At 57.8% G+C, this 19,208-nt stretch carries 19 protein-coding genes; all 19 read right to left on the bottom strand.

Going from position 1 to position 19,208, the window contains the following annotated elements:
- Nucleotides 1–235: 235 nt before the first annotated feature.
- The gene (locus tag FE840_RS11550; protein ID WP_138289401.1) at nt 236–505 is read right to left on the bottom strand and encodes a DUF1467 family protein; all 270 of its coding nucleotides are present in this window, start codon (nt 503–505) and stop codon (nt 236–238) included.
- 150 nt (nt 506–655) lie between these two features.
- Nucleotides 656–1,060: a methylmalonyl-CoA epimerase gene (mce, locus tag FE840_RS11545; RefSeq protein ID WP_138289399.1), complete on the bottom strand. Its 405-nt coding sequence runs from the start codon at nt 1,058–1,060 to the stop codon at nt 656–658.
- Between the two features lie 59 nt (nt 1,061–1,119).
- Complete coding sequence (locus FE840_RS11540) at nt 1,120–2,787, bottom strand: ribonuclease J (protein WP_138289397.1); 1,668 nt, start codon at nt 2,785–2,787, stop codon at nt 1,120–1,122.
- An 18-nt stretch (nt 2,788–2,805) separates the two neighbouring features.
- Nucleotides 2,806–3,561, bottom strand: coding sequence for a biotin--[acetyl-CoA-carboxylase] ligase (locus FE840_RS11535; RefSeq protein ID WP_138289395.1), 756 nt, complete (start codon nt 3,559–3,561; stop codon nt 2,806–2,808).
- An 8-nt stretch (nt 3,562–3,569) separates the two neighbouring features.
- Nucleotides 3,570–5,015: an NADH-quinone oxidoreductase subunit NuoN gene (gene nuoN / locus FE840_RS11530; protein WP_138289393.1), complete on the bottom strand. Its 1,446-nt coding sequence runs from the start codon at nt 5,013–5,015 to the stop codon at nt 3,570–3,572.
- Between the two features lie 18 nt (nt 5,016–5,033).
- The gene (locus FE840_RS11525) at nt 5,034–6,545 is read right to left on the bottom strand and encodes an NADH-quinone oxidoreductase subunit M (protein WP_138289391.1); all 1,512 of its coding nucleotides are present in this window, start codon (nt 6,543–6,545) and stop codon (nt 5,034–5,036) included.
- A complete protein-coding gene (gene nuoL, locus FE840_RS11520) occupies nt 6,545–8,545 on the bottom strand; it encodes an NADH-quinone oxidoreductase subunit L (RefSeq protein ID WP_138289389.1) in 2,001 nt (666 codons plus the stop codon). The genes FE840_RS11525 and nuoL overlap by 1 nt, the downstream gene beginning before the upstream one ends.
- Nucleotides 8,546–8,552: 7 nt before the next feature.
- Nucleotides 8,553–8,861 carry an NADH-quinone oxidoreductase subunit NuoK gene (nuoK, locus tag FE840_RS11515; RefSeq protein WP_138289388.1) on the bottom strand — a complete coding sequence of 103 codons (309 nt, stop codon included), beginning with the start codon at nt 8,859–8,861 and terminating at the stop codon, nt 8,553–8,555.
- Nucleotides 8,862–8,890: 29 nt separating this feature from the next.
- Complete coding sequence (locus tag FE840_RS11510) at nt 8,891–9,505, bottom strand: NADH-quinone oxidoreductase subunit J (RefSeq protein ID WP_138289386.1); 615 nt, start codon at nt 9,503–9,505, stop codon at nt 8,891–8,893.
- A gap of 146 nt (nt 9,506–9,651) precedes the next feature.
- Nucleotides 9,652–10,143, bottom strand: a complete 492-nt coding sequence (nuoI, locus tag FE840_RS11505) for an NADH-quinone oxidoreductase subunit NuoI (RefSeq protein WP_138289384.1) — start codon at nt 10,141–10,143, stop codon at nt 9,652–9,654.
- 40 nt (nt 10,144–10,183) lie between these two features.
- The gene (gene nuoH / locus FE840_RS11500) at nt 10,184–11,227 is read right to left on the bottom strand and encodes an NADH-quinone oxidoreductase subunit NuoH (protein WP_138289382.1); all 1,044 of its coding nucleotides are present in this window, start codon (nt 11,225–11,227) and stop codon (nt 10,184–10,186) included.
- An 11-nt stretch (nt 11,228–11,238) separates the two neighbouring features.
- Nucleotides 11,239–13,320 carry an NADH-quinone oxidoreductase subunit NuoG gene (gene nuoG / locus FE840_RS11495; protein ID WP_138289380.1) on the bottom strand — a complete coding sequence of 694 codons (2,082 nt, stop codon included), beginning with the start codon at nt 13,318–13,320 and terminating at the stop codon, nt 11,239–11,241.
- A 193-nt stretch (nt 13,321–13,513) separates the two neighbouring features.
- Nucleotides 13,514–14,239, bottom strand: coding sequence for a 5' DNA nuclease (locus tag FE840_RS11490; RefSeq protein ID WP_138289378.1), 726 nt, complete (start codon nt 14,237–14,239; stop codon nt 13,514–13,516).
- An 11-nt stretch (nt 14,240–14,250) separates the two neighbouring features.
- Complete coding sequence (nuoF, locus tag FE840_RS11485) at nt 14,251–15,555, bottom strand: NADH-quinone oxidoreductase subunit NuoF (protein WP_138289376.1); 1,305 nt, start codon at nt 15,553–15,555, stop codon at nt 14,251–14,253.
- 10 nt (nt 15,556–15,565) lie between these two features.
- On the bottom strand, nt 15,566–16,660 hold the full coding sequence (locus FE840_RS11480) for an NADH-quinone oxidoreductase subunit E (protein WP_138289375.1): 1,095 nt from the start codon (nt 16,658–16,660) through the stop codon (nt 15,566–15,568).
- Between the two features lie 18 nt (nt 16,661–16,678).
- Nucleotides 16,679–16,918 (bottom strand): hypothetical protein, encoded by a 240-nt coding sequence (locus tag FE840_RS11475; protein WP_138289373.1) that lies wholly within the window; start codon nt 16,916–16,918, stop codon nt 16,679–16,681.
- The gene (locus FE840_RS11470) at nt 16,918–18,108 is read right to left on the bottom strand and encodes an NADH-quinone oxidoreductase subunit D (protein WP_138289371.1); all 1,191 of its coding nucleotides are present in this window, start codon (nt 18,106–18,108) and stop codon (nt 16,918–16,920) included. The genes FE840_RS11475 and FE840_RS11470 overlap by 1 nt, the downstream gene beginning before the upstream one ends.
- Nucleotides 18,109–18,162: 54 nt before the next feature.
- Nucleotides 18,163–18,501: a four helix bundle protein gene (locus tag FE840_RS11465; protein WP_138289480.1), complete on the bottom strand. Its 339-nt coding sequence runs from the start codon at nt 18,499–18,501 to the stop codon at nt 18,163–18,165.
- Nucleotides 18,502–18,592: 91 nt separating this feature from the next.
- A complete protein-coding gene (locus tag FE840_RS11460) occupies nt 18,593–19,195 on the bottom strand; it encodes an NADH-quinone oxidoreductase subunit C (RefSeq protein WP_138289369.1) in 603 nt (200 codons plus the stop codon).
- Between the last annotated feature and the right edge of the window lie 13 nt (nt 19,196–19,208).

Genomic DNA, 19,208 nt, shown 5'->3' with positions numbered 1-19,208 from the left:
AAATTTGTCAAAATTTGGGGTGACAAAGCCCAGCGATTGGGCTAGGTTCAGCCCATAAAAGAGGCAGGGAGTTCAAATTCTTGCCATCTCGCGGTCAAGTCTTGGGAGGATTAGATCTTAGGCGCGCTCGTTCGCTGCCCCGTTTCGGTTAAGGATCACGCGATGCTTCAAACAAGGTCTTACGACCTTGTTTTTTTTTGCCTTTCGTTGACATAGAACACCCTGCGACCGCGCTTCAGTCGAATTGCGGCATGATGTGGGGTAGGTCGTCGAAACCGACGCCGAACACATTGCTCAGGATCAGCCAGCATCCGTAAATGACTGCGGAGACAGCAGTCGTGAGCAGCACAACGCGCAGGCCACGAAATCTGGCAGGCGCGCTCTCGACCGTTCCGGGCACAACGCTTTCTTCTTCACCCTGCGTGCGCAGTCCGAATGGCAAGACGATGAACAAGGTCAGCCACCAGATGACGAAATAGACGGCGAAGCCTGACAAAAAAGCCATTGGGCCAAATTCCTTGCGCTATGCGGTCAACGATATGAACGTTTTCAACTTCGCTTGCGATCCTGCAGGCAAGCAGAAGAAGGCAACCAGAGCAAAACTGGTGGTTCTATAGACGCTCACAGCATAGGCGGCAAAGGTCAAAGCGTCGCATCACACCTGTTCAAGTTCGATCAGAGTGCCGAAAAAGTCCTTTGGATGGAGAAAGAGCACCGGCTTTCCGTGCGCGCCGATCTTGGGTTCGCCGGAGCCGAGGACGCGCGCACCTGTCGCGACCAGTTGATCGCGAGCAGCAAGGATATCTTCAACCTCATAGCAGATGTGGTGCATGCCACCGTCGGGACTTTTCGCGAGGAAAGCAGCGATCGGCGAATTCTCTCCCAGCGGCTCCAGCAACTCCACCTTCGAATTGGGGAGTTCGACGAAGACAACCGTTACTCCATGCTCCGGAAGTGGCTGAGGTTGGGACACCCTGGCGCCGAGTTGATCGCGGTAGGAAGCCGTGGCGATCGACAGGTCGGGGACTGCGATTGCCACATGGTTCAAACGTCCGAGCATATTCCTCTCCTCCCAGATTTCCGGCAACACAGCCTAGCGGAGATGATCGCCGGTGTCCGTCAGACCTTGGTTACAAAAACCGTCACGATCGGCTTCTTGCCCCAGGCCTCGTTTGCTGCAGCACGCACAGCACGGCGGACCGACTCGCGAACCGTATCAAGATCCTTGCGTCGAGTGCGGGGAATACTTTCAACCGCGCCGAGGACAGCATCATAGAGCGTATCCTCCATGACTTCGCCTTCGTAATCCAGTTCAGGAAGGCCGATGGCAACGACATCTGGATCGTCCACGAAATCATAGCGGCTGTCGAGGATGAGATTGACCGAAACATGGCCGACATAGGAGAGCTTCTTGCGCTCCGAAATTCCCATTTCATCCAGATCGCCAATGAGCTTTCCGTCCTTGTAGACGCGACCGCTCCGGGCTTGATCGATCACCTCAACGGGGCCTGGCGCAAGACGAAGCATGTCGCCATTGCGTACTTTTGGGACAGTCGGAATACCCGCCTGCAGGCCGAGTTCCTGCTGCGCGACAAGATGGGCCGCCTCACCATGAACAGGAACCAGCACCTGCGGCTTCGTCCACTCATACATCTTCAAGAGTTCATTGCGGCGGGGATGACCCGAGACATGCACCAGTGCCTCATTGTCGGTGACGATATGGACACCCTGCTCGATCAACGCATTCTTGATTTCAAGGATACCTTTTTCGTTCCCGGGAATGGCACGGGAGGAAAAGACAACAGTGTCACCCTTGGCCAAGGCGACGTTGCGCATTTCATCACGCGAGATCTTGGCAAGGGCCGCGCGGGGCTCGCCCTGGCTACCCGTCAGGATGACGACGACCTTGTCACGCGGGATAAAGCCGAATTCATCTTCTGCAATAAAGGGTCGAAGACCTTCCATCAGGCCTAGATCATCCGCCACGGCGACGACACGCTTCAGCGAACTGCCCAGCAGCAGAACTTCGCGGCCTGCTGCCTCCGCAGCCTGTGCGATCGAACGGATACGACCGACATTGGAGGAAAAGGTGGTGATCGCCACACGGCCCTCCGCCGACTCGATGATCTTGCGCAGGCCTTCCGACACTTCTTCTTCCGACGGTGAGACGCCGTCGCGCATGGCGTTGGTGCTGTCGCACATCAGCGCCAGGACACCCTCATTGCCGACAGATCGGAACCGATCCTCATCGGTCAGCGGCCCGAGTGAGGGATCCAGATCAATCTTCCAGTCGCCGGTGTGGATCAGATTGCCAAGTGGAGTCCGGATAACCAGTGACATCGGCTGCGGGATCGAGTGGTTGACACCAATCGCCTCAATGCTGAAAGGGCCGACATTGATGGTATCCCCGGCCTTGAAGGGCGTGATCGGGATTTCGGCGCGCGTTCCTTCATAGTCACGCTTGGCTTCCAGCATGCCCGCCGTAAAACCGGATGCATAGACCGGGACATTGAGGCCCGGCCAGAGGTCATTCAATGCCCCGTAATGATCTTCATGGGCGTGAGTAATGATGATCGCCTTGAGGTTCTTCTTCTCTTCCTTGACGAAGCCAATGTCCGGCAGAACGAGATCAACGCCTGGCAGATCCGGCCCGGGAAAAGTCACGCCGCAATCGACCATGATCCACTGGCGTTTGCCGGGAGGTCCGAAGCCGTAGAGCGCCAGGTTCATCCCGATTTCGCCTACACCGCCAAGTGGCAGGAAGACCAGTTCATCATTCTTCGACATTCTATTTCCTGATCAAGTTTACCCGAAAAACACGTCGCCAGCGGCGATCGTCATTCTTCCGTCCGCTCCACGGTCGAGGAGCAACAATCCCTTATCATCTATCCCGGCAAATATCCCGGGAATCGAGCGATCCGGCAAGTTGACCGTAATCTTTTCACCAATGCCGCAGGCGACCTTGCGCCATTCCCTTGCAATGGCCGCGATGCCGCGCCCCCTATCCCATGTCGCAATGATCTCTGCCGTCTCACGATAGAGATGAGCGAAGAGTTCATCGGGGGAAATTGCAGAACCTTGGTCCGAAAGCGATGTAACGGGATAAGGCGCATCGTCCGGTCGCGCCAATATGTTGATCCCGATGCCGATGACAAGCGCCATGCGGCCATCCGGCAGGCGCTCGGCTTCCATCAGGATGCCCGATGTCTTGCGCCGATCTATCAGCACATCATTCGGCCATTTGACCTCGACCAATGTTTCGGGATCCGGCAGCACTGTGCGAACCGTCCTTTGGACGGCAAGTGCGACAGCCAACGGCAGCGAGGCCATGTCTTCGGCAGTTGCCGGATCAATCAACAGCAGAGAAGAGTAGAGATTGCCGCGCTCGGAAACCCAGGTACGACCCCGCCGCCCCCTGCCCCCGGTCTGCATCTGTGCGGTCACCCACAATAAACCGGGATCGCCCGCGCGAGCGCGGGCGAGGCATTCCGTGTTGGTCGACGCAACCACGTCAAGGGCGATATGGCGAAAATCGTCGAGCGCCGGGCGTCGGGATGACATCGCCCCTGTCAATTAAAGAGCGTCTTCGCGGCTGCTTCCGCGGCCGTTCCAAGTGGGCCACCGAACAGCACATAGCCAACAACGAAAAGGCCGCACAAGCCAAAGACCAGGCGCAGTTCGCCGGACGTGCGGGCAAACTCGCCCTTGGCCTCATCAAACCACATGATCTTCACGATCCGCAGATAATAGTAGGCACCGATGACGGAGCCCACCATACCGATGATGGCGAGTGCATAAAGCTCCGCTTCGATTGCCGCCACGAAGACGAAGTACTTGGCAAAGAAGCCTGCAAGTGGCGGGATGCCGGCAAGCGAGAACATCAAGGCGGTCAAAACGAAGGCCATGAAAGGCCGCGTGGTCGAAAGGCCGGCGAGATCATCGATGTTTTCGACGTTGCCACCTTCCTTCTGACGCATCGCCATGATGCAGGCGAAGGTTCCGAGCGTCATGACAAGATAGATCATCATGTAGAGCACGACGCCACTGACGCCCGTTGAGGTGCCAGCCGCAAGACCGACCAGAGCATAACCCATGTGACCGATGGAGGAGTAAGCCATCAGACGCTTGATGTTGCGCTGACCGATAGCCGCGACCGAGCCGAGCACCATCGAGGCAATCGAGATAAAGACGACGATCTGCTGCCATTCGGCAAAAATCGGCATGAAGGCTTCGATAACGATACGAACGGTGATTGCCATGGCGCCGATCTTGGGCGCTGCCGCCAGGAAAGCCGTAACCGGGGTCGGCGCTCCTTCATAGACGTCTGGCGTCCACATGTGGAACGGAACAGCCGAAATCTTGAAGGCGAGACCAGCCAGCACGAAGACGAGACCGAAGATCAGGCCGAGCGAAGGCTCGCCAGTCGACAGTACCAGGGCGATTTCGTCAAAGCCGGTATTACCGGTGAAGCCGTAGACCAGCGACATGCCGTAAAGCAGCATGCCTGACGACAAGGCACCAAGAACGAAATACTTCAGGCCAGCTTCCGTTGAACGGAGGCTGTCGCGATTGATGGCCGCCACGACGTAGAGCGCCAGCGACATCAGTTCGAGGCCGAGATAGAGCGCGATCAGGTCGTTGGCGGAAATCAGCAGCATGACGCCAAGTGTCGCCAGAACCAGCAGCACCGGGAACTCGAACTTGTCGAGATGGTCAAAACGGGCGTGACCCACCGCCATGATCATCGCGGTGATCGAGCCGATCAGAGCCAGAACCTTCATGAAGCGGGCATAACCATCGGAGATGAAGGCCCCATTGAAGGCCTCACCTTCGACAGGCGACAGGATAACCCAGAGACCGGCAACGATGAGAACCGCGACAGCAAGTCCGGTTACCGTTGTCGAAGACCGATCGCCCGAGAAGACGCCGATCATGAGCAGCACCATGGCACCAACCGCCAGGATCAGTTCCGGCGCGACCAGATGCAGGCTAGCAATGAGTAGTTCAGCGGTCATGTCCAAAACGTCCTGTCGTCAGTTCGCTGCCAGCGCCAGAGCCTGGGCTGCCTGCAATGCTGCGGTATAGTTGTTTACCAGATGATCCACCGAAACGGCGGTCGCATCGAGGATCGGTGCGGGATAGACACCGAAGAAGATGGTGAGAGCCACCAGCGGATAGAGCGTCAGCTTTTCCCGCGGGGTCAGATCCAGCATCGCCTTGACGCTTTCCTTTTCCAGCGGGCCGAAGGCAACACGGCGGTAGAGCCAGAGCGCATAACCGGCAGATAGGATGACGCCCGTTGCCGCGAAGAGTGCCACCCATGTGTTGGCGCGGAAGGCTCCAATGATGGTGAGGAACTCGCCGACGAAGCCGGAGGTGCCGGGTAGCGCCACGTTTGCCATCGTGAAGATCATGAAGACCACAGCATATTTCGGCATGTTGATCGCAAGTCCGCCATAGGCATTGATCTCACGCGTGTGAAGACGATCATAGATGACGCCGACGCAGAGGAAGAGCGCCCCGGAGATGAAACCGTGGCTGATCATCTGGAAGATCGCACCCTGGACCCCTTGTGTATTTGCCGAGAAGATACCCATGGTCACGAAGCCCATATGGGCAACCGATGAATAGGCAATCAGCTTCTTCATGTCGTCCTGCATCATCGCCACCAGGGAGGTATAGATGATCGCGATGACCGAGAGGGCAAAGACCATCGGCGCAAAGAAGTCGGACGCCAGCGGGAACATCGGCAGCGAGAAGCGCAGGAAGCCATAGCCGCCAAGCTTCAAAAGGATGCCCGCCAGGATGACGGAACCAGCGGTTGGCGCCTGAACGTGCGCGTCGGGAAGCCAGGTATGGACCGGCCACATTGGCATCTTTACTGCGAACGACGCAAAGAAGGCGAGCCACAGCCACGTCTGCATCGAAGCCGGGAAGTCATAGGCCAGAAGACGAGTGATGTCGGTGGTCCCGGCCTGCCAGTACATGGCCATGATGGCAAGCAGCATCAGCACGGAGCCGAGCAGCGTATAGAGGAAGAACTTGTAGGATGCGTAGACGCGATCCTTGCCGCCCCAGACACCGATGATGATGAACATCGGGATCAGGCCCGCCTCGAAGAACACGTAGAACAGCACGATGTCGAGCGAGACGAACACGCCGATCATCAGGGTTTCGAGGATCAGGAAGGCGATCATGTATTCCTTGATGCGCTTTTCGACTGCATACCAGCTCGCCAGCACGCAGAAGGGCATCAGAAGGGTCGTCAGAATGACGAAGAGCATGGAAATGCCGTCGACACCGACATGATAGGCGATGCCGGTTCCAAGCCATTCATGCTTCTCGACCATCTGGAAGTCCGGCGTCGAATTGTCGAAGCCAAACCAGATGAAGAGCGACAGGACGAAGGTGAAGACCGTCGTCAGCAGCGAGACATTCAGGATGTTGCGACGGCCGAGCGCCGTATCGCCGCGCGTCAGCAGCAGTAGTGCCACGCCAACAAGCGGAAGGAAGGTGACCGTTGAAAGAATTGGCCAATCGGTCATCAGAGTGAACTCCCGAGCATCATCCAGGTAATCAGTGCGGCAATACCAATCAGCATTGCGAAGGCGTAGTGATAGAGGTAGCCGGACTGAAGGCGAACCACCTTCTGGGTCAGACCGGCAACACCGGCGGCGATCCCGTTCGGGCCATAGGCGTCAATGGTGGCAACGTCGCCCTTCTTCCAGAGGAACCGACCGAGCGCTTTTGACGGGCGAACGAACAGGAAGTCATAGAGCTCGTCGAAGTACCACTTGTTGAGCAGGAAATTGTAGAGGACCCACTGCTGCTCCGCGAGCTTCTTAGGTGCGGCCGGATTCTTGATGTACATGTACCAGGCGGTGACAAAACCGAGTGCCATGGCCACGAACGGGCTCCACTTCACCCACTTCGGCACGTTGTGGAAGTCTTCGACAACTGTGTTCGTCGGCAGTGTGAAAAGCACGCCCCTCCAGAACTCATCATAGTGGTGACCGAAGAAGTATTCCTTGAAGATGAAGCCTGCCACCAGCGCGCCGATGCTCAGCACATAGAGCGGGATCAGCATGACCTGCGGGCTTTCATGGACATGGTGCATGACGTCTGCAGAAGCGCGCGGCTTGCCGAAGAACGTCAGGAACGCCAGGCGCCAGGAGTAGAAGCTGGTGAAGAGCGCCGCAATGACCAGCAGGGTGAAGGCAAACACGCCGACCGACGAATGCGAAGCAAAGGCGGATTCAATAATGGCGTCCTTCGAGAAGAAGCCTGCGGTCCCGATGACCGTGCCGGGGATACCGACACCGGTCAGAGCAATCGTCCCGATGGTCATGGCCCAGAAGGTCACGGGGATATGCTTGCGCAGGCCACCCATGTAGCGCATGTCCTGTTCACCATCGACAGCATGGATGACAGAGCCGGCACCAAGGAACAAGAGCGCCTTGAAGAACGCGTGCGTGAAGAGGTGGAAGACGGCCGCGCCATAGGCTCCTACACCCAGCGCCACGAACATGTAGCCGAGCTGCGAGCATGTGGAATAGGCAATGACGCGCTTGATATCGTTCTGAACCAGACCGACGGTCGCTGCAAAGAAGGCCGTGATGGCACCGATAATGGTGACAATCATCAGGGCGTCCTGCGATAGTTCAAACAGCGGCGACATCCGCGCGACCAGGAAGACGCCGGCGGTGACCATGGTTGCCGCATGAATGAGTGCCGAGACCGGGGTCGGGCCTTCCATCGCGTCTGGCAGCCACGTGTGCAGCAGGAATTGCGCCGATTTACCCATGGCGCCCATGAAGAGCAAAAGGCATGCGCCGGTCAATGCGTCCGCCCGATCAAGCTGCATGCCGAAAAGGTTCAGCACGACTTCCGGCGCAGCATTCGGATCGGCCGGCAGATAGGACTGGGCAGCCGCAAAGATGGTCTCGAAGTTGATCGAGCCAAACATCACGAAGACAGCAGAGATGCCGAGGATGAAGCCGAAGTCACCGACGCGGTTGACGATGAAGGCCTTCATCGCCGCACCTGTGGCCGAGGCTTTCTTGAACCAGAAGCCGATCAGCAGGTAGGAAGCCAGACCAACGCCTTCCCAGCCGAAGAAGAGCTGCAGCAGGTTGTCGGCAGTCACCAGCATCAGCATGGCGAATGTGAAGAGCGACAGGTAGGCAAAGAACCGCGGACGATGCGGATCGTGGTGCATGTAGCCGATCGAATAGAGGTGGACCAGCATCGACACCGTATTCACGACGACAAACATCACAGCCGTCAGCGTGTCGATGCGCAGAGCCCATTCGACGTCGATGCCGCCAGACTGGATCCAGCGCAGCACGGTCACCTTGATGACTTCGCTGCCCTCGTGGTGACCAAAGCCGACATTGATGAAGACGATCCAGGACAGGATCGCAACAATCACCATCAGACCGGTGGTGATGTATTCGGAAGCCTTGGCGCCGATCTGCCGGCCAAACAGGCCAGCGATCAGAAAGCCGATCAAGGGGAGAAAGACAATAGCCTTATAGATGAGCATAGCCGTATCAGCCCTTCATCATGTTGATGTCTTCGACCGCGATCGAGCCGCGGTTGCGGTAGAAGACCACGAGGATTGCAAGTCCGATCGCCGCCTCGGCAGCAGCAACCGTCAGAATGAACAGGGCAAAGACCTGCCCGACCATGTCATTGAGGAAGTGGGAGAAGGCCACCATGTTGAGGTTGACCGCCAACAGGATGAGTTCCACCGACATCAGAATGACGATGACGTTCTTGCGGTTCAAAAAGATACCGAAGATACCCAGGGTGAAGAGGATTGCACTGACCGTCAGGTAGTGGGAAAGACCGATTTCCATAATTCTGTTTCCTTAACCTCGGGCTTGGCTCAGACACCCTGGCCGGGCTTGACCTTGACGACCTTGACGGCAGTCTCGGGCGTGCGGGCGACCTGGACGGAGATATCCTGGCGCTTGATATTGTCGCGATGGCGCAGTGTCAGCACGATTGCGCCGATCATGGCCACGAACAGCACAAGGCCGGCAATCTGGAAGAAGTAGACATAGTCGGTATAGAGAATATCGCCGAGAGCCTGGGTATTCGTGCGGTCAGCGAGTGCGGGGATAGGCTGCTGGATGGCTTCCACGGCTTGCGGGCTCAGTGCACTGCCGCCAATCACAATCACCAGTTCTGCGGCAACCACGATGCCGACCAGAGCTGCAACAGGTGCATGCTTTGCCGCACCCGCCTTCAACGCAACGAAATCAACCTCAAGCATCATCACGACGAAGAGGAACAGCACTGCGACCGCGCCGACATAGACGACCAGCAGGATCATTGCGAGGAATTCAGCGCCCGTCAGCAGGAAGAGACCAGCCGCGTTCACAAAGGTGAGAATGAGGAACAGGACCGAATGGACCGGGTTCCGAGCCGATATCACCATGAAGGCCGAAGCCACGGCGACAAAGGCAAAGAGATAGAAAAAGAGAGCCTGAAGACCCATGTTGGTGCCTTTTCATCTTCCCCCGGACGAGGGTCCTGCCCCGTCGCCCGATTAGACCGGACCGATATCCCCATCGGCCCGTCCGTTACAATTTCTGTTGTTCCGGAGGGGTGATCAGCCTCTCCGGAGCGGGTCGACCTCCTGGGTCAACGATAAGGCGCATCCTGTGCGAGGTTGCGCGCGATTTCCCGTTCCCAGCGGTCGCCATTGTCCAGAAGGCGTGCCTTGTCGAAGTAGAGTTCTTCGCGGGTCTCGGTGGCGAACTCGAAGTTCGGGCCCTCAACGATCGCGTCGACCGGGCAGGCTTCCTGGCAAAAGCCACAGTAAATGCACTTCACCATGTCGATGTCATAACGCACCGTGCGACGGGTGCCGTCATTGCGGCGCGGCCCGGCCTCGATGGTGATGGCCTGGGCGGGACAGATCGCTTCGCAAAGCTTGCAGGCAATGCAGCGTTCTTCGCCATTCGGGTAACGGCGAAGTGCATGTTCCCCACGGAAGCGCGGCGACACCGGATTCTTTTCGAACGGGTAGTTCACCGTCGCCTTCGGCTTGAAGAAGTAGCGCATCGACAGGAAGAAAGCGCCGACGAACTCCTTCAGGAAAAGCGAGTTGATAGCCTGGGTAATGGAAGCCATCGTTATCTCCAGATCAGCGAAGGTTGAGGTTCAAGCATGCTCATGCCCAACCCATCAGCTTGAGGACGAATGCGGTAATGATGACCATGGCGAGCGAGATGGGAAGGAAGACCTTCCAGCCCAGACGCATCAACTGGTCATAGCGGTAGCGTGGCACGAATGCCTTCACCATGGCGAACATGAAGAAGACGAGCGTTGTCTTCAGGACGAACCAGAAGATACCCGGGATCCAGTTCAGGAACCACACGTCGACCGGCGGCAACCAGCCTCCGAGGAACAGGATCGTGGTCAGGGCGCACATCAGCACGATGGCCGCATATTCGCCCAACATGAACATCATGTAGGGAGTCGAGCCATATTCAACCATGAAGCCGGCAACCAGTTCGGATTCGGCTTCCGGCAGGTCGAAAGGTGGACGGTTCGTTTCGGCAAGCGCTGAAATGAAGAAGATGATGAACATCGGGAACAGTGCAAGCCAATGCCAATCCAGGAAGGACGCCGGCAGGCCCATCATCGTACCGAGACCATCACTCTGCGCCATGACGATATCCGTCAGGTTCAAAGAGCCGACACACAGGAGAACGGTGACGATCACGAAACCGATGGAAACTTCGTAGGATACCATCTGAGCTGCAGAACGCAGCGCACCAAGGAACGGATACTTCGAGTTCGAAGCCCAGCCGCCCATGATGATGCCATAGACCTCAAGAGAGGAGATGGCGAAGATATAGAGGATACCGACATTGATGTTGGCGATGACCCAGCCGTTGTCGACCGGGATCACCGCCCATGTGGCCAGTGCAAGCGTGACCGCCACGAGCGGCGCCAGCAGAAACACACCCTTGTTTGCCCCGGCTGGAATGATCGGCTCTTTGAACACGAACTTCAGAAGGTCGGCAAAGGACTGGAACAGCCCCCAGGGACCAACAACGTTCGGCCCACGGCGCAGCTGGACTGCAGCCCAGATCTTGCGGTCGGCCAAGAGAATATAGGCAATGAAGATCAGCAGGGCGACCATCAGCAGCAATGACTGGCCGATGATGATGGCCGCAGGCCACACATATGTGGAAACGAAACTGTCCATGGTTCCCTGCCTTACTCTGCCGCAGCCTGGAAATTATTGCGGGCCAATGCCGAGCATTCGGCCATGACGGCCGACGCGCGTGCAATCGGGTTCGTCAAATAGAAGTCTTTGATCGGCGACGCAAACACAGACTTGCCCATCTTCCCGGGTTTTTTCGCCAGTGCAGCAATATCGGCACTCGAACCAGCAGCGACTTCGTCGATTTCGGCGAAATGCGGATGATCGGCATAGAGCTTCATACGCAGTTGAGCGAGCGAATCATAGGGAAGTTTCTTGCCGAGGACATCGGACAGAGCGCGAAGAACGGCCCAGTCTTCGCGGGCATCGCCCGGAGCAAATGCTGCGCGGTTGCCCATCTGGACGCGACCTTCGGTATTGACCCAGGTGCCCGACTTCTCAGTGTAGGCCGCTGCAGGCAGAATGATGTCGGCGTTGTGCGCTCCCTGGTCGCCATGCGAGCCGATATAGACGACGCATTTGGCCGACTTACCAGAGAAATCCAGCTCATCTGCACCGAGCAGGAAGACAACATCAAGTGCCGACAGCATATCACGTGCCTTCACACCGCCCTCGCCCGGCACAAAGCCGAGATCAAGACCGCCCACTCGGGCTGCTGCAGTGTGGAGAACGGCAAAGCCGTTCCACTCATCGGTGACGGCACCGACGGAGACTGCCAGTGAAGCTGCATTCGCCAGCACGGCATTGCCGGCGTCGCCCATTAATGCACCCTGCCCGATGATGATCATCGGAGCCTTGGCGGCTTTGAGCGCTTCGGCAAATGCGTGCTTGCCCGCAACAAGATCCGCCAGGGTTTCAGTGCCAGCACCAAGGTATTCGTAAGGGTAGCGCAGATCACCACCCTCGCCGATTACACCGATTGCCAGACCACCGCGGCGCCACCGCTTGCGGATGCGTGCATTGAGAACAGCGGCCTCATAACGCGGATTTGCACCGACGATCAGGATTGCGTCAGCGGCTTCGATACCCTCGATACCGGTGTTGAAAAGATAGCTTGACCGGCCGCGCGACGGATCAAGTGCGGTTCCGTCCTGGCGACAGTCGATGTTGACCGAACCGAGGGACGCCATCAGCGACTTCAGGGCATACATTTCTTCGACAGAAGCCAGATCACCGGCCACTGCCCCGATCTTGTCGGCGGTCGTCGCCGACACGGCAGACTTCACGGCAGCGAAGGCTTCTGCCCAGGTTGCAGCCTGCAGACGACCATCCTTCTTCACGTAGGGGCGATCCAGACGCTGAGTCTTCAAACCATCCCAGATGAAGCGGGTCTTGTCGGATATCCACTCCTCGTTCACCTGTTCATTGATGCGCGGCATGATGCGCATCACTTCGCGGCCACGCGTGTCGACGCGGATTGCAGAACCAAGCGCATCCATGACGTCGATGGACTCGGTCTTGTTCAACTCCCAAGGACGGGCCGTGAAGGCAAAGGGCTTGGAAGTCAGGGCGCCGACCGGGCAAAGATCCACGACATTGCCCTGAAGCTCCGAGGTCATGGCCTGCTCGAGATAGGTGGTGATCTCGGCGTCCTCGCCACGACCAATCAGGCCGAGCTCGGCGATACCCGCAACTTCGGTGGTGAAGCGGACGCAGCGCGTGCAGTGAATGCAGCGGTTCATCACGGTCTTGACCAGCGGGCCGATATACTTGTCTTCGACGGCGCGCTTGTTCTCGGTGTAGCGCGAGCTATCGATCCCGAAGGCCATGGCCTGATCCTGCAGGTCGCATTCGCCGCCCTGGTCGCAGATCGGGCAGTCCAGCGGATGGTTGATCAGCAGGAATTCCATGACACCTTCGCGGGCCTTCTTGACCATCGGCGTATTGGTGTAGACTTCCGGCAGTTCGCCGTTCGGACCGCCACGGATGTCGCGCACGCCCATGGCGCAGGAGGCAGCCGGCTTCGGCGGGCCACCCTTCACCTCGACAAGGCACATCCGGCAATTACCGGCAACCGACAGTCGTTCATGGAAACAAAAGCGCGGAACCTCGGCGCCGGCTTCCTCGCACGCCTGCAATAGCGTGAAATGATCCGGAACCTCGATCTCTTTACCGTCGACTTTCAGCTTTGCCATATTCGCCTTCCTGCCTCACGCGCAACGCGCATTGCACCGGCCCCTCAAGGAGCCAGCAAACGGTCTCGGTCCAATCAAGGACGTGGATCGATCCCGCCGTTTAATCCCTTCTGGCTGCGATCCAGATGCGACCGCTGGCCTGATCACCATTCTTAGAAGACACCGCCCTCCCCCAGAGCCGAATCTTCTCCTGTTACTTCTTGCGTCCACACAGTGCCTTGGCTTGGCCAACCCAATCATCGCGTAAAGCGCGACCATCAAGACCAAGCTCGCTATCGAGCGACTTAACTTCTGCCTCCGTCAAGGCCGCCATTTCGGCGACTGTCCGGATGCCCTTCCCGTTCAGCATCTGCTCCAGCTTCGGCCCGATGCCGTCAATGATCTTCAAGTCACTCATCTTGCCGGAGCGTTTAGCGGATGTAGCATTCTTTGCAACAGCAACCTTGGCCGAAGATGCCTTTGCTGCCTTTGCTGTCTTTTCGGTCGCAGGCTCAGCAACCTTCGGTCCAACTTTCACCGGCTTTGCCTTTGCTGCTGCCGGGGCAGCCGGTTTTGCAGGCTTGGCTTTTGGTGCTGTCGCCCCAACCGATTTCACTATTGGTGCAGCCACGGCGGCATCTTCTGCAGGACCCGATGCCTGCTGCGGATCGCGTTGTTCAGCGCTCCCCTCTTCCTCAAGACGCTTCGCAAAACGCTTCGAGGCATCAAGAGCACCCTGCATGGAACCCAGCCAAGCGGAACTGAGCTGGGTCGCCAGACCCAGACCAATGACCGTGGCCGTCGCCATGGCCGCTGTCGGATGGACCAGCAAGGGATGAAGAGGCATGCTCGGCAGATCCTTCAACACGTCGGAGACAAAACCGACGTCTGCCGGATCCACCGACTTGCCTTCGTTTTTCTCACCCTTCGTGCCAGCCATCGGCTCGCCCCTTATTCAGCTGCTTCCATCACCACGCCATGCGCGATCGCATTGCGGGTATACTGGTCGATGCGCTTTTCCATTTCCGGGCGGAAATGCTTGATCAGGCCCTGGATCGGCCATGCTGCAGCATCACCCAGCGCACAGATTGTATGCCCTTCCACCTGCTTGGTCACCTGGAAGAGCATGTCGATTTCGCGCTTCTGGGCATTACCCTTCACCATGCGCTCCATGACACGCATCATCCAGCCGGTACCTTCGCGGCAAGGCGTGCACTGGCCACAGCTTTCATGCTTGTAGAAGGCCGAGAGGCGCCAGATCGCCTTCACGATGTCCGTCGACTTGTCCATGACGATGACAGCGGCGGTGCCGAGGCCGGAGCCCAGCTCGCGCAGACCGTCGTAATCCATGATCGCGTCCTTCATCTGCGCGCCCGGCACACAAGGAACCGAGGAACCGCCCGGGATGACGGCGAGCAGGTTGTCCCAGCCGCCGCGGATGCCGCCACAATGCTTCTCGATCAGTTCCTGGAAGGTGATCGACATGGATTCCTCAACCGTGCAGGGACGGTTGACGTGGCCGGAGATCGAAAACAGCTTGGTGCCCGCATTGTTGGGACGGCCGAAGCTCGAATACCAGCCAGCACCACGACGAAGAATGGTTGGTGTGACAGCGATCGATTCGACGTTGTTCACCGTCGTCGGGCAGCCATAGAGGCCCATATTGGCAGGGAATGGCGGCTTGAGGCGCGGCTGGCCCTTCTTGCCTTCGAGGCTTTCGAGAAGTGCCGTCTCTTCGCCACAGATATAGGCGCCGGCGCCATGGTGGACGATGATGTCGATGTCGTAACCAAGCTTGTTGTTCTTGCCGAGCAGGCCGTAGTCATAGCACTCGTCGATCGCGGCCTGAAGCGCTTCACGCTCGCGCATGAATTCGCCGCGGACATAGATATAGGCGTGGTGCGCGCCCATGGCGAAGGAGGCAATTACGCAGCCTTCGATCAGGGTATGCGGATCATGGCGCATGATCTCGCGGTCCTTGCAGGTGCCGGGCTCGGATTCGTCTGCATTCACGACGAGATAATGCGGGCGGCCATCCGACTCCTTCGGCATGAAGGACCATTTCAGACCTGTCGGGAAGCCAGCGCCACCACGACCGCGCAGGCCGGATGCCTTGACCTCATTGATGATCCAGTCGCGACCTTTTTCGAGAATCTGCTTGGTGCCGTCCCAGTGGCCACGCGCCATTGCGCCTTTCAGGGACTTGTCCTTGAGGCCGTAGATATTTGTAAAGATTCGATCCTGATCCTTGAGCATATCCTACCCCTTAGCGCGGCTTCTTGCCGAAGACTTTGATGTATTCAGCTTCGCCACCCTTGGCGAGCGCCTTGGCCTGCTTCACCCAGTCATCACGGTCGATGCGACCGGAAAACTTGAGATATCCATCAACCCATTCGCGCTCCGCCTTCTTCCATTTGGCTATCTGCTCGAATTTGTAGATGCCGAGGCTGTGCAGTGTTGCCTCGATTTTCGGTCCGACTCCCGAAATGAGCTTCAGATCATCCGGGGTCTCCGGCCGCTCGATGCCAGCCGGGCGGTTCTTGTCTTCAAGGGAAGGCTTGTCGGAGCGTGCAAGCTCGACATTGTCGCCCTTCACCTTGGTGTTGGCCGCTGCCGCCTTCTTGTCTGTCGCTGGCGTCTTGAGCTTCGGGTCCGTCTCCGGCGCATCCGTCACCGGCTTGGCGGCGTTGGCGGGCGCTTCCGGTGCAGCAGGCCCTGGCACTTCCGCGTCGTTGAAGCGGATCGGCGTAATCGAATCCGTAAGCGACGTCAGACCACCGGCTGGTGCGGAATAAATACGGTCAACTTGCGGACCTGGCTTGACGTCAGAACCCTTACCAGCCTGGAACCGGTCAATGATGTGTTCGAGCTGTGTCGGCGTCAGGTCTTCATAGGCGTCCTTGAAGATCATCACCATCGGCGCATTGACGCAGGCGCCCTGACATTCGACCTCTTCCCAGGACAGTGTCCCCTCGGCATTCCGCTCAAAGGGTTCCGGATGGATCTTGGACTTGCAGACCTTGATCAGGTCCTCTGCCCCGCGCAGCATGCAGGGCGTGGTGCCGCAGACCTGGACATGGGCGCGCGTTCCAACCGGTTTCAGCTGGAACTGCGTATAAAAGGTCGCAACCTCGAGCACACGGATGTAAGGCATGTCCAGCTTTTCCGCAACATATTCGATCGCGGACTTGGTGACCCAACCTTCCTGCTCCTGGGCGCGCATCAGCAGAGGAATGACGGCCGATTGCTGACGGCCCTCTGGATACTTGCGGATCGTGGCATCCGCCCAGGCTGCATTTTCAGCATTGAACGCAAAGCCTGTTGGCTGGAATTGGTCTTCGGCTAGTCGACGAACGGACATACTTCCTCACGCCTTGTCTCAGTTTATGGAACCACACCTGGAAACCGTCAAAGACGTGAATTCACAGACGTAGACCGAGTTATCTTTTTGCAGGAACACGATCAGCTTCGAACCACTGGCAGACGAAGTCTTGATCTCGTAGCCCTGCTGTACCAGTGCCGCCATGGTCGATTCACCGGCCGTGGTCTGCTCGCTCACTTGCGCAAGCGCGGGAGACGCCAGCAACACGGAGAGCGAAATGGCGGCCAGCGTTCTCATCAGCGGTCCACTTCCCCGAACACGATGTCGAGTGATCCAAGGATCGCAGACACGTCCGCAAGCTGGTGGCCACGGCACAGGAAATCCATGGCTTGCAGATGGGCGTAACCCGGAGCGCGGATCTTGCATCGATAGGGCTTGTTGGTGCCATCAGAGACGAGGTAGACGCCGAATTCACCCTTCGGGGCCTCAACCGCCGCATAAACTTCGCCGGCCGGCACGTGATAGCCTTCGGTGTAAAGCTTGAAGTGGTGGATCAGTGCTTCCATAGACCGCTTCATCTCGCCACGCTTCGGCGGAACCACCTTGCCGTCAAGCGACGACACCGGACCCGTCTTCGCATTGCCAAGCAGGCGGTTGACGCACTGCTTCATGATCTTCACCGATTCCCGCATCTCGAACATGCGGATAAGGTAACGATCGTAGCAGTCGCCGTTCTTGCCCACCATCAGATCGAAATCGAGATCGGCATAGCACTCGTAAGGCTGCGATTTGCGCAGGTCCCAGGCAGCACCGGAACCACGAACCATGACGCCGGAGAAGCCCCAGGCCCAGGCGTCGTCGAGGCTCACCACGCCAATGTCGACGTTACGCTGCTTGAAGATACGGTTGCCGGTCAGAAGATCGTCGATATCGTCAAGCGTCTTCAGGAAGGGGTCGCACCACTTGCCAATGTCTTCGACCAGTTCGTGGGGCAAATCCTGATGCACACCGCCGGGGCGGAAATAGGCGGCATGCATGCGTGCGCCGCAGGCGCGCTCATAAAATACCATCAGCTTTTCACGCTCTTCAAAGCCCCAGAGCGGCGGGGTCAGCGCGCCAACGTCCATGGCCTGCGTCGTCACGTTCAGAAGATGCGACAGGATACGCCCTATTTCCGAGTAGAGAACCCGGATCAACTGGCCACGGATCGGGATTTCGATCCCCAGCAGTTTTTCGACAGCCAGAGAATAGGCATGTTCCTGGTTCATCGGCGCGACATAGTCGAGACGATCGAAATAGGGCAGCGCCTGAAGGTAGGTCTTGGTTTCGATCAGCTTTTCGGTACCGCGATGCAGCAGTCCGATATGCGGGTCAACACGCTCGACGATTTCGCCATCGAGTTCGAGAACAAGGCGCAAGACGCCGTGTGCCGCTGGATGCTGCGGACCAAAATTGATGTTGAAGTTGCGGACATTGTGTTCTGTCATCAGTGCGCTCCGCGCCGTAAGGCCAATAGCCAGTAGGCAGTAGGCAGTAGGACATTATTCAGTGGGTCTACCATTCCGTGTTTCCTGCAAGCTGCGGATCAGCGATCTCAACATTTTTCCGACTTCTTCGCTCATTATCATCAAATCACCGATTTGATCTTTGGGAACAAATCCGAGGCGCGAACTCAGAATAAAATGTGTCTCCAACTCCTTGAGTGAACCCTGAGCAATCTTCAAATGCTGGACAAATAAACCCGTCGCATTTCGACCATGCCCTTCCGCGATGTTGGCGGGGCCCGAACTTGCCGCCCGCCTGATCTGCGAGACAAGGCCATACACCTCTTCCCGCGGAAAGTCTTTGGTCAACTCATAGCTCTCTACCGCAAGATCCATCGCGCGTTGCCACACCTTCAGATCCTGGTAGGAGTTGATCGTCGTCTGCGTGCTCCTTCTTTTCTAGTGGCTACTGCCTATTCCCTAATGACTATTTCGCCGCTTTTTCGTCTCCGGGCAGCACGTAATCCGTGCCTTCCCAGGGCGAAAGGAAATCAAAATTACGGAATTCCTGCTTCAACTCGACCGGCTCATAGATGACACGCTTGGCGTTGTCATCGTAGCGCACTTCGACAAAACCGGTTGTCGGGAAGTCCTTGCGAAGCGGGTGACCTTCAAAGCCGTAATCGGTGAGGATCCGGCGGAGATCCGGGTGGTCGGTGAACAGAATGCCGTACATGTCCCAGGCTTCGCGCTCGAACCAGTCTGCACCCGGATAGACCGAGCAGGCGGAGGGCACAGGTTTGCCCTCACCGGTCGCCACCTTCACGCGGACACGCAGGTTCTGACGCGGCGACAGCAGATGGTAGACGACATCAAAGCGGTCTTCGCGGGTCGGGTAGTCAACGCCGCAGATATCCACGAAGTTGACGAAACCGCACTGCACATCGTCACGAAGAAATGTCAGCAATGCAATCAGATTGCCAGCCGTCGTCGTGAGCGTCAGATCACCGAAGCGGATCTCGCTCGATTCGATCAGGGTGCCGCGCACTTCCTTGATGTAGGAGGCCAGCTCGTTCAGGGCTTCACTCATTCTTGTTGTCCCT

Origin of the sequence: Peteryoungia desertarenae, from assembly GCF_005860795.2 — a bacterium.
GTDB lineage: Bacteria > Pseudomonadota > Alphaproteobacteria > Rhizobiales > Rhizobiaceae > Allorhizobium > Allorhizobium desertarenae.
This window is presented reverse-complemented; position numbering and strand designations above follow the sequence as displayed.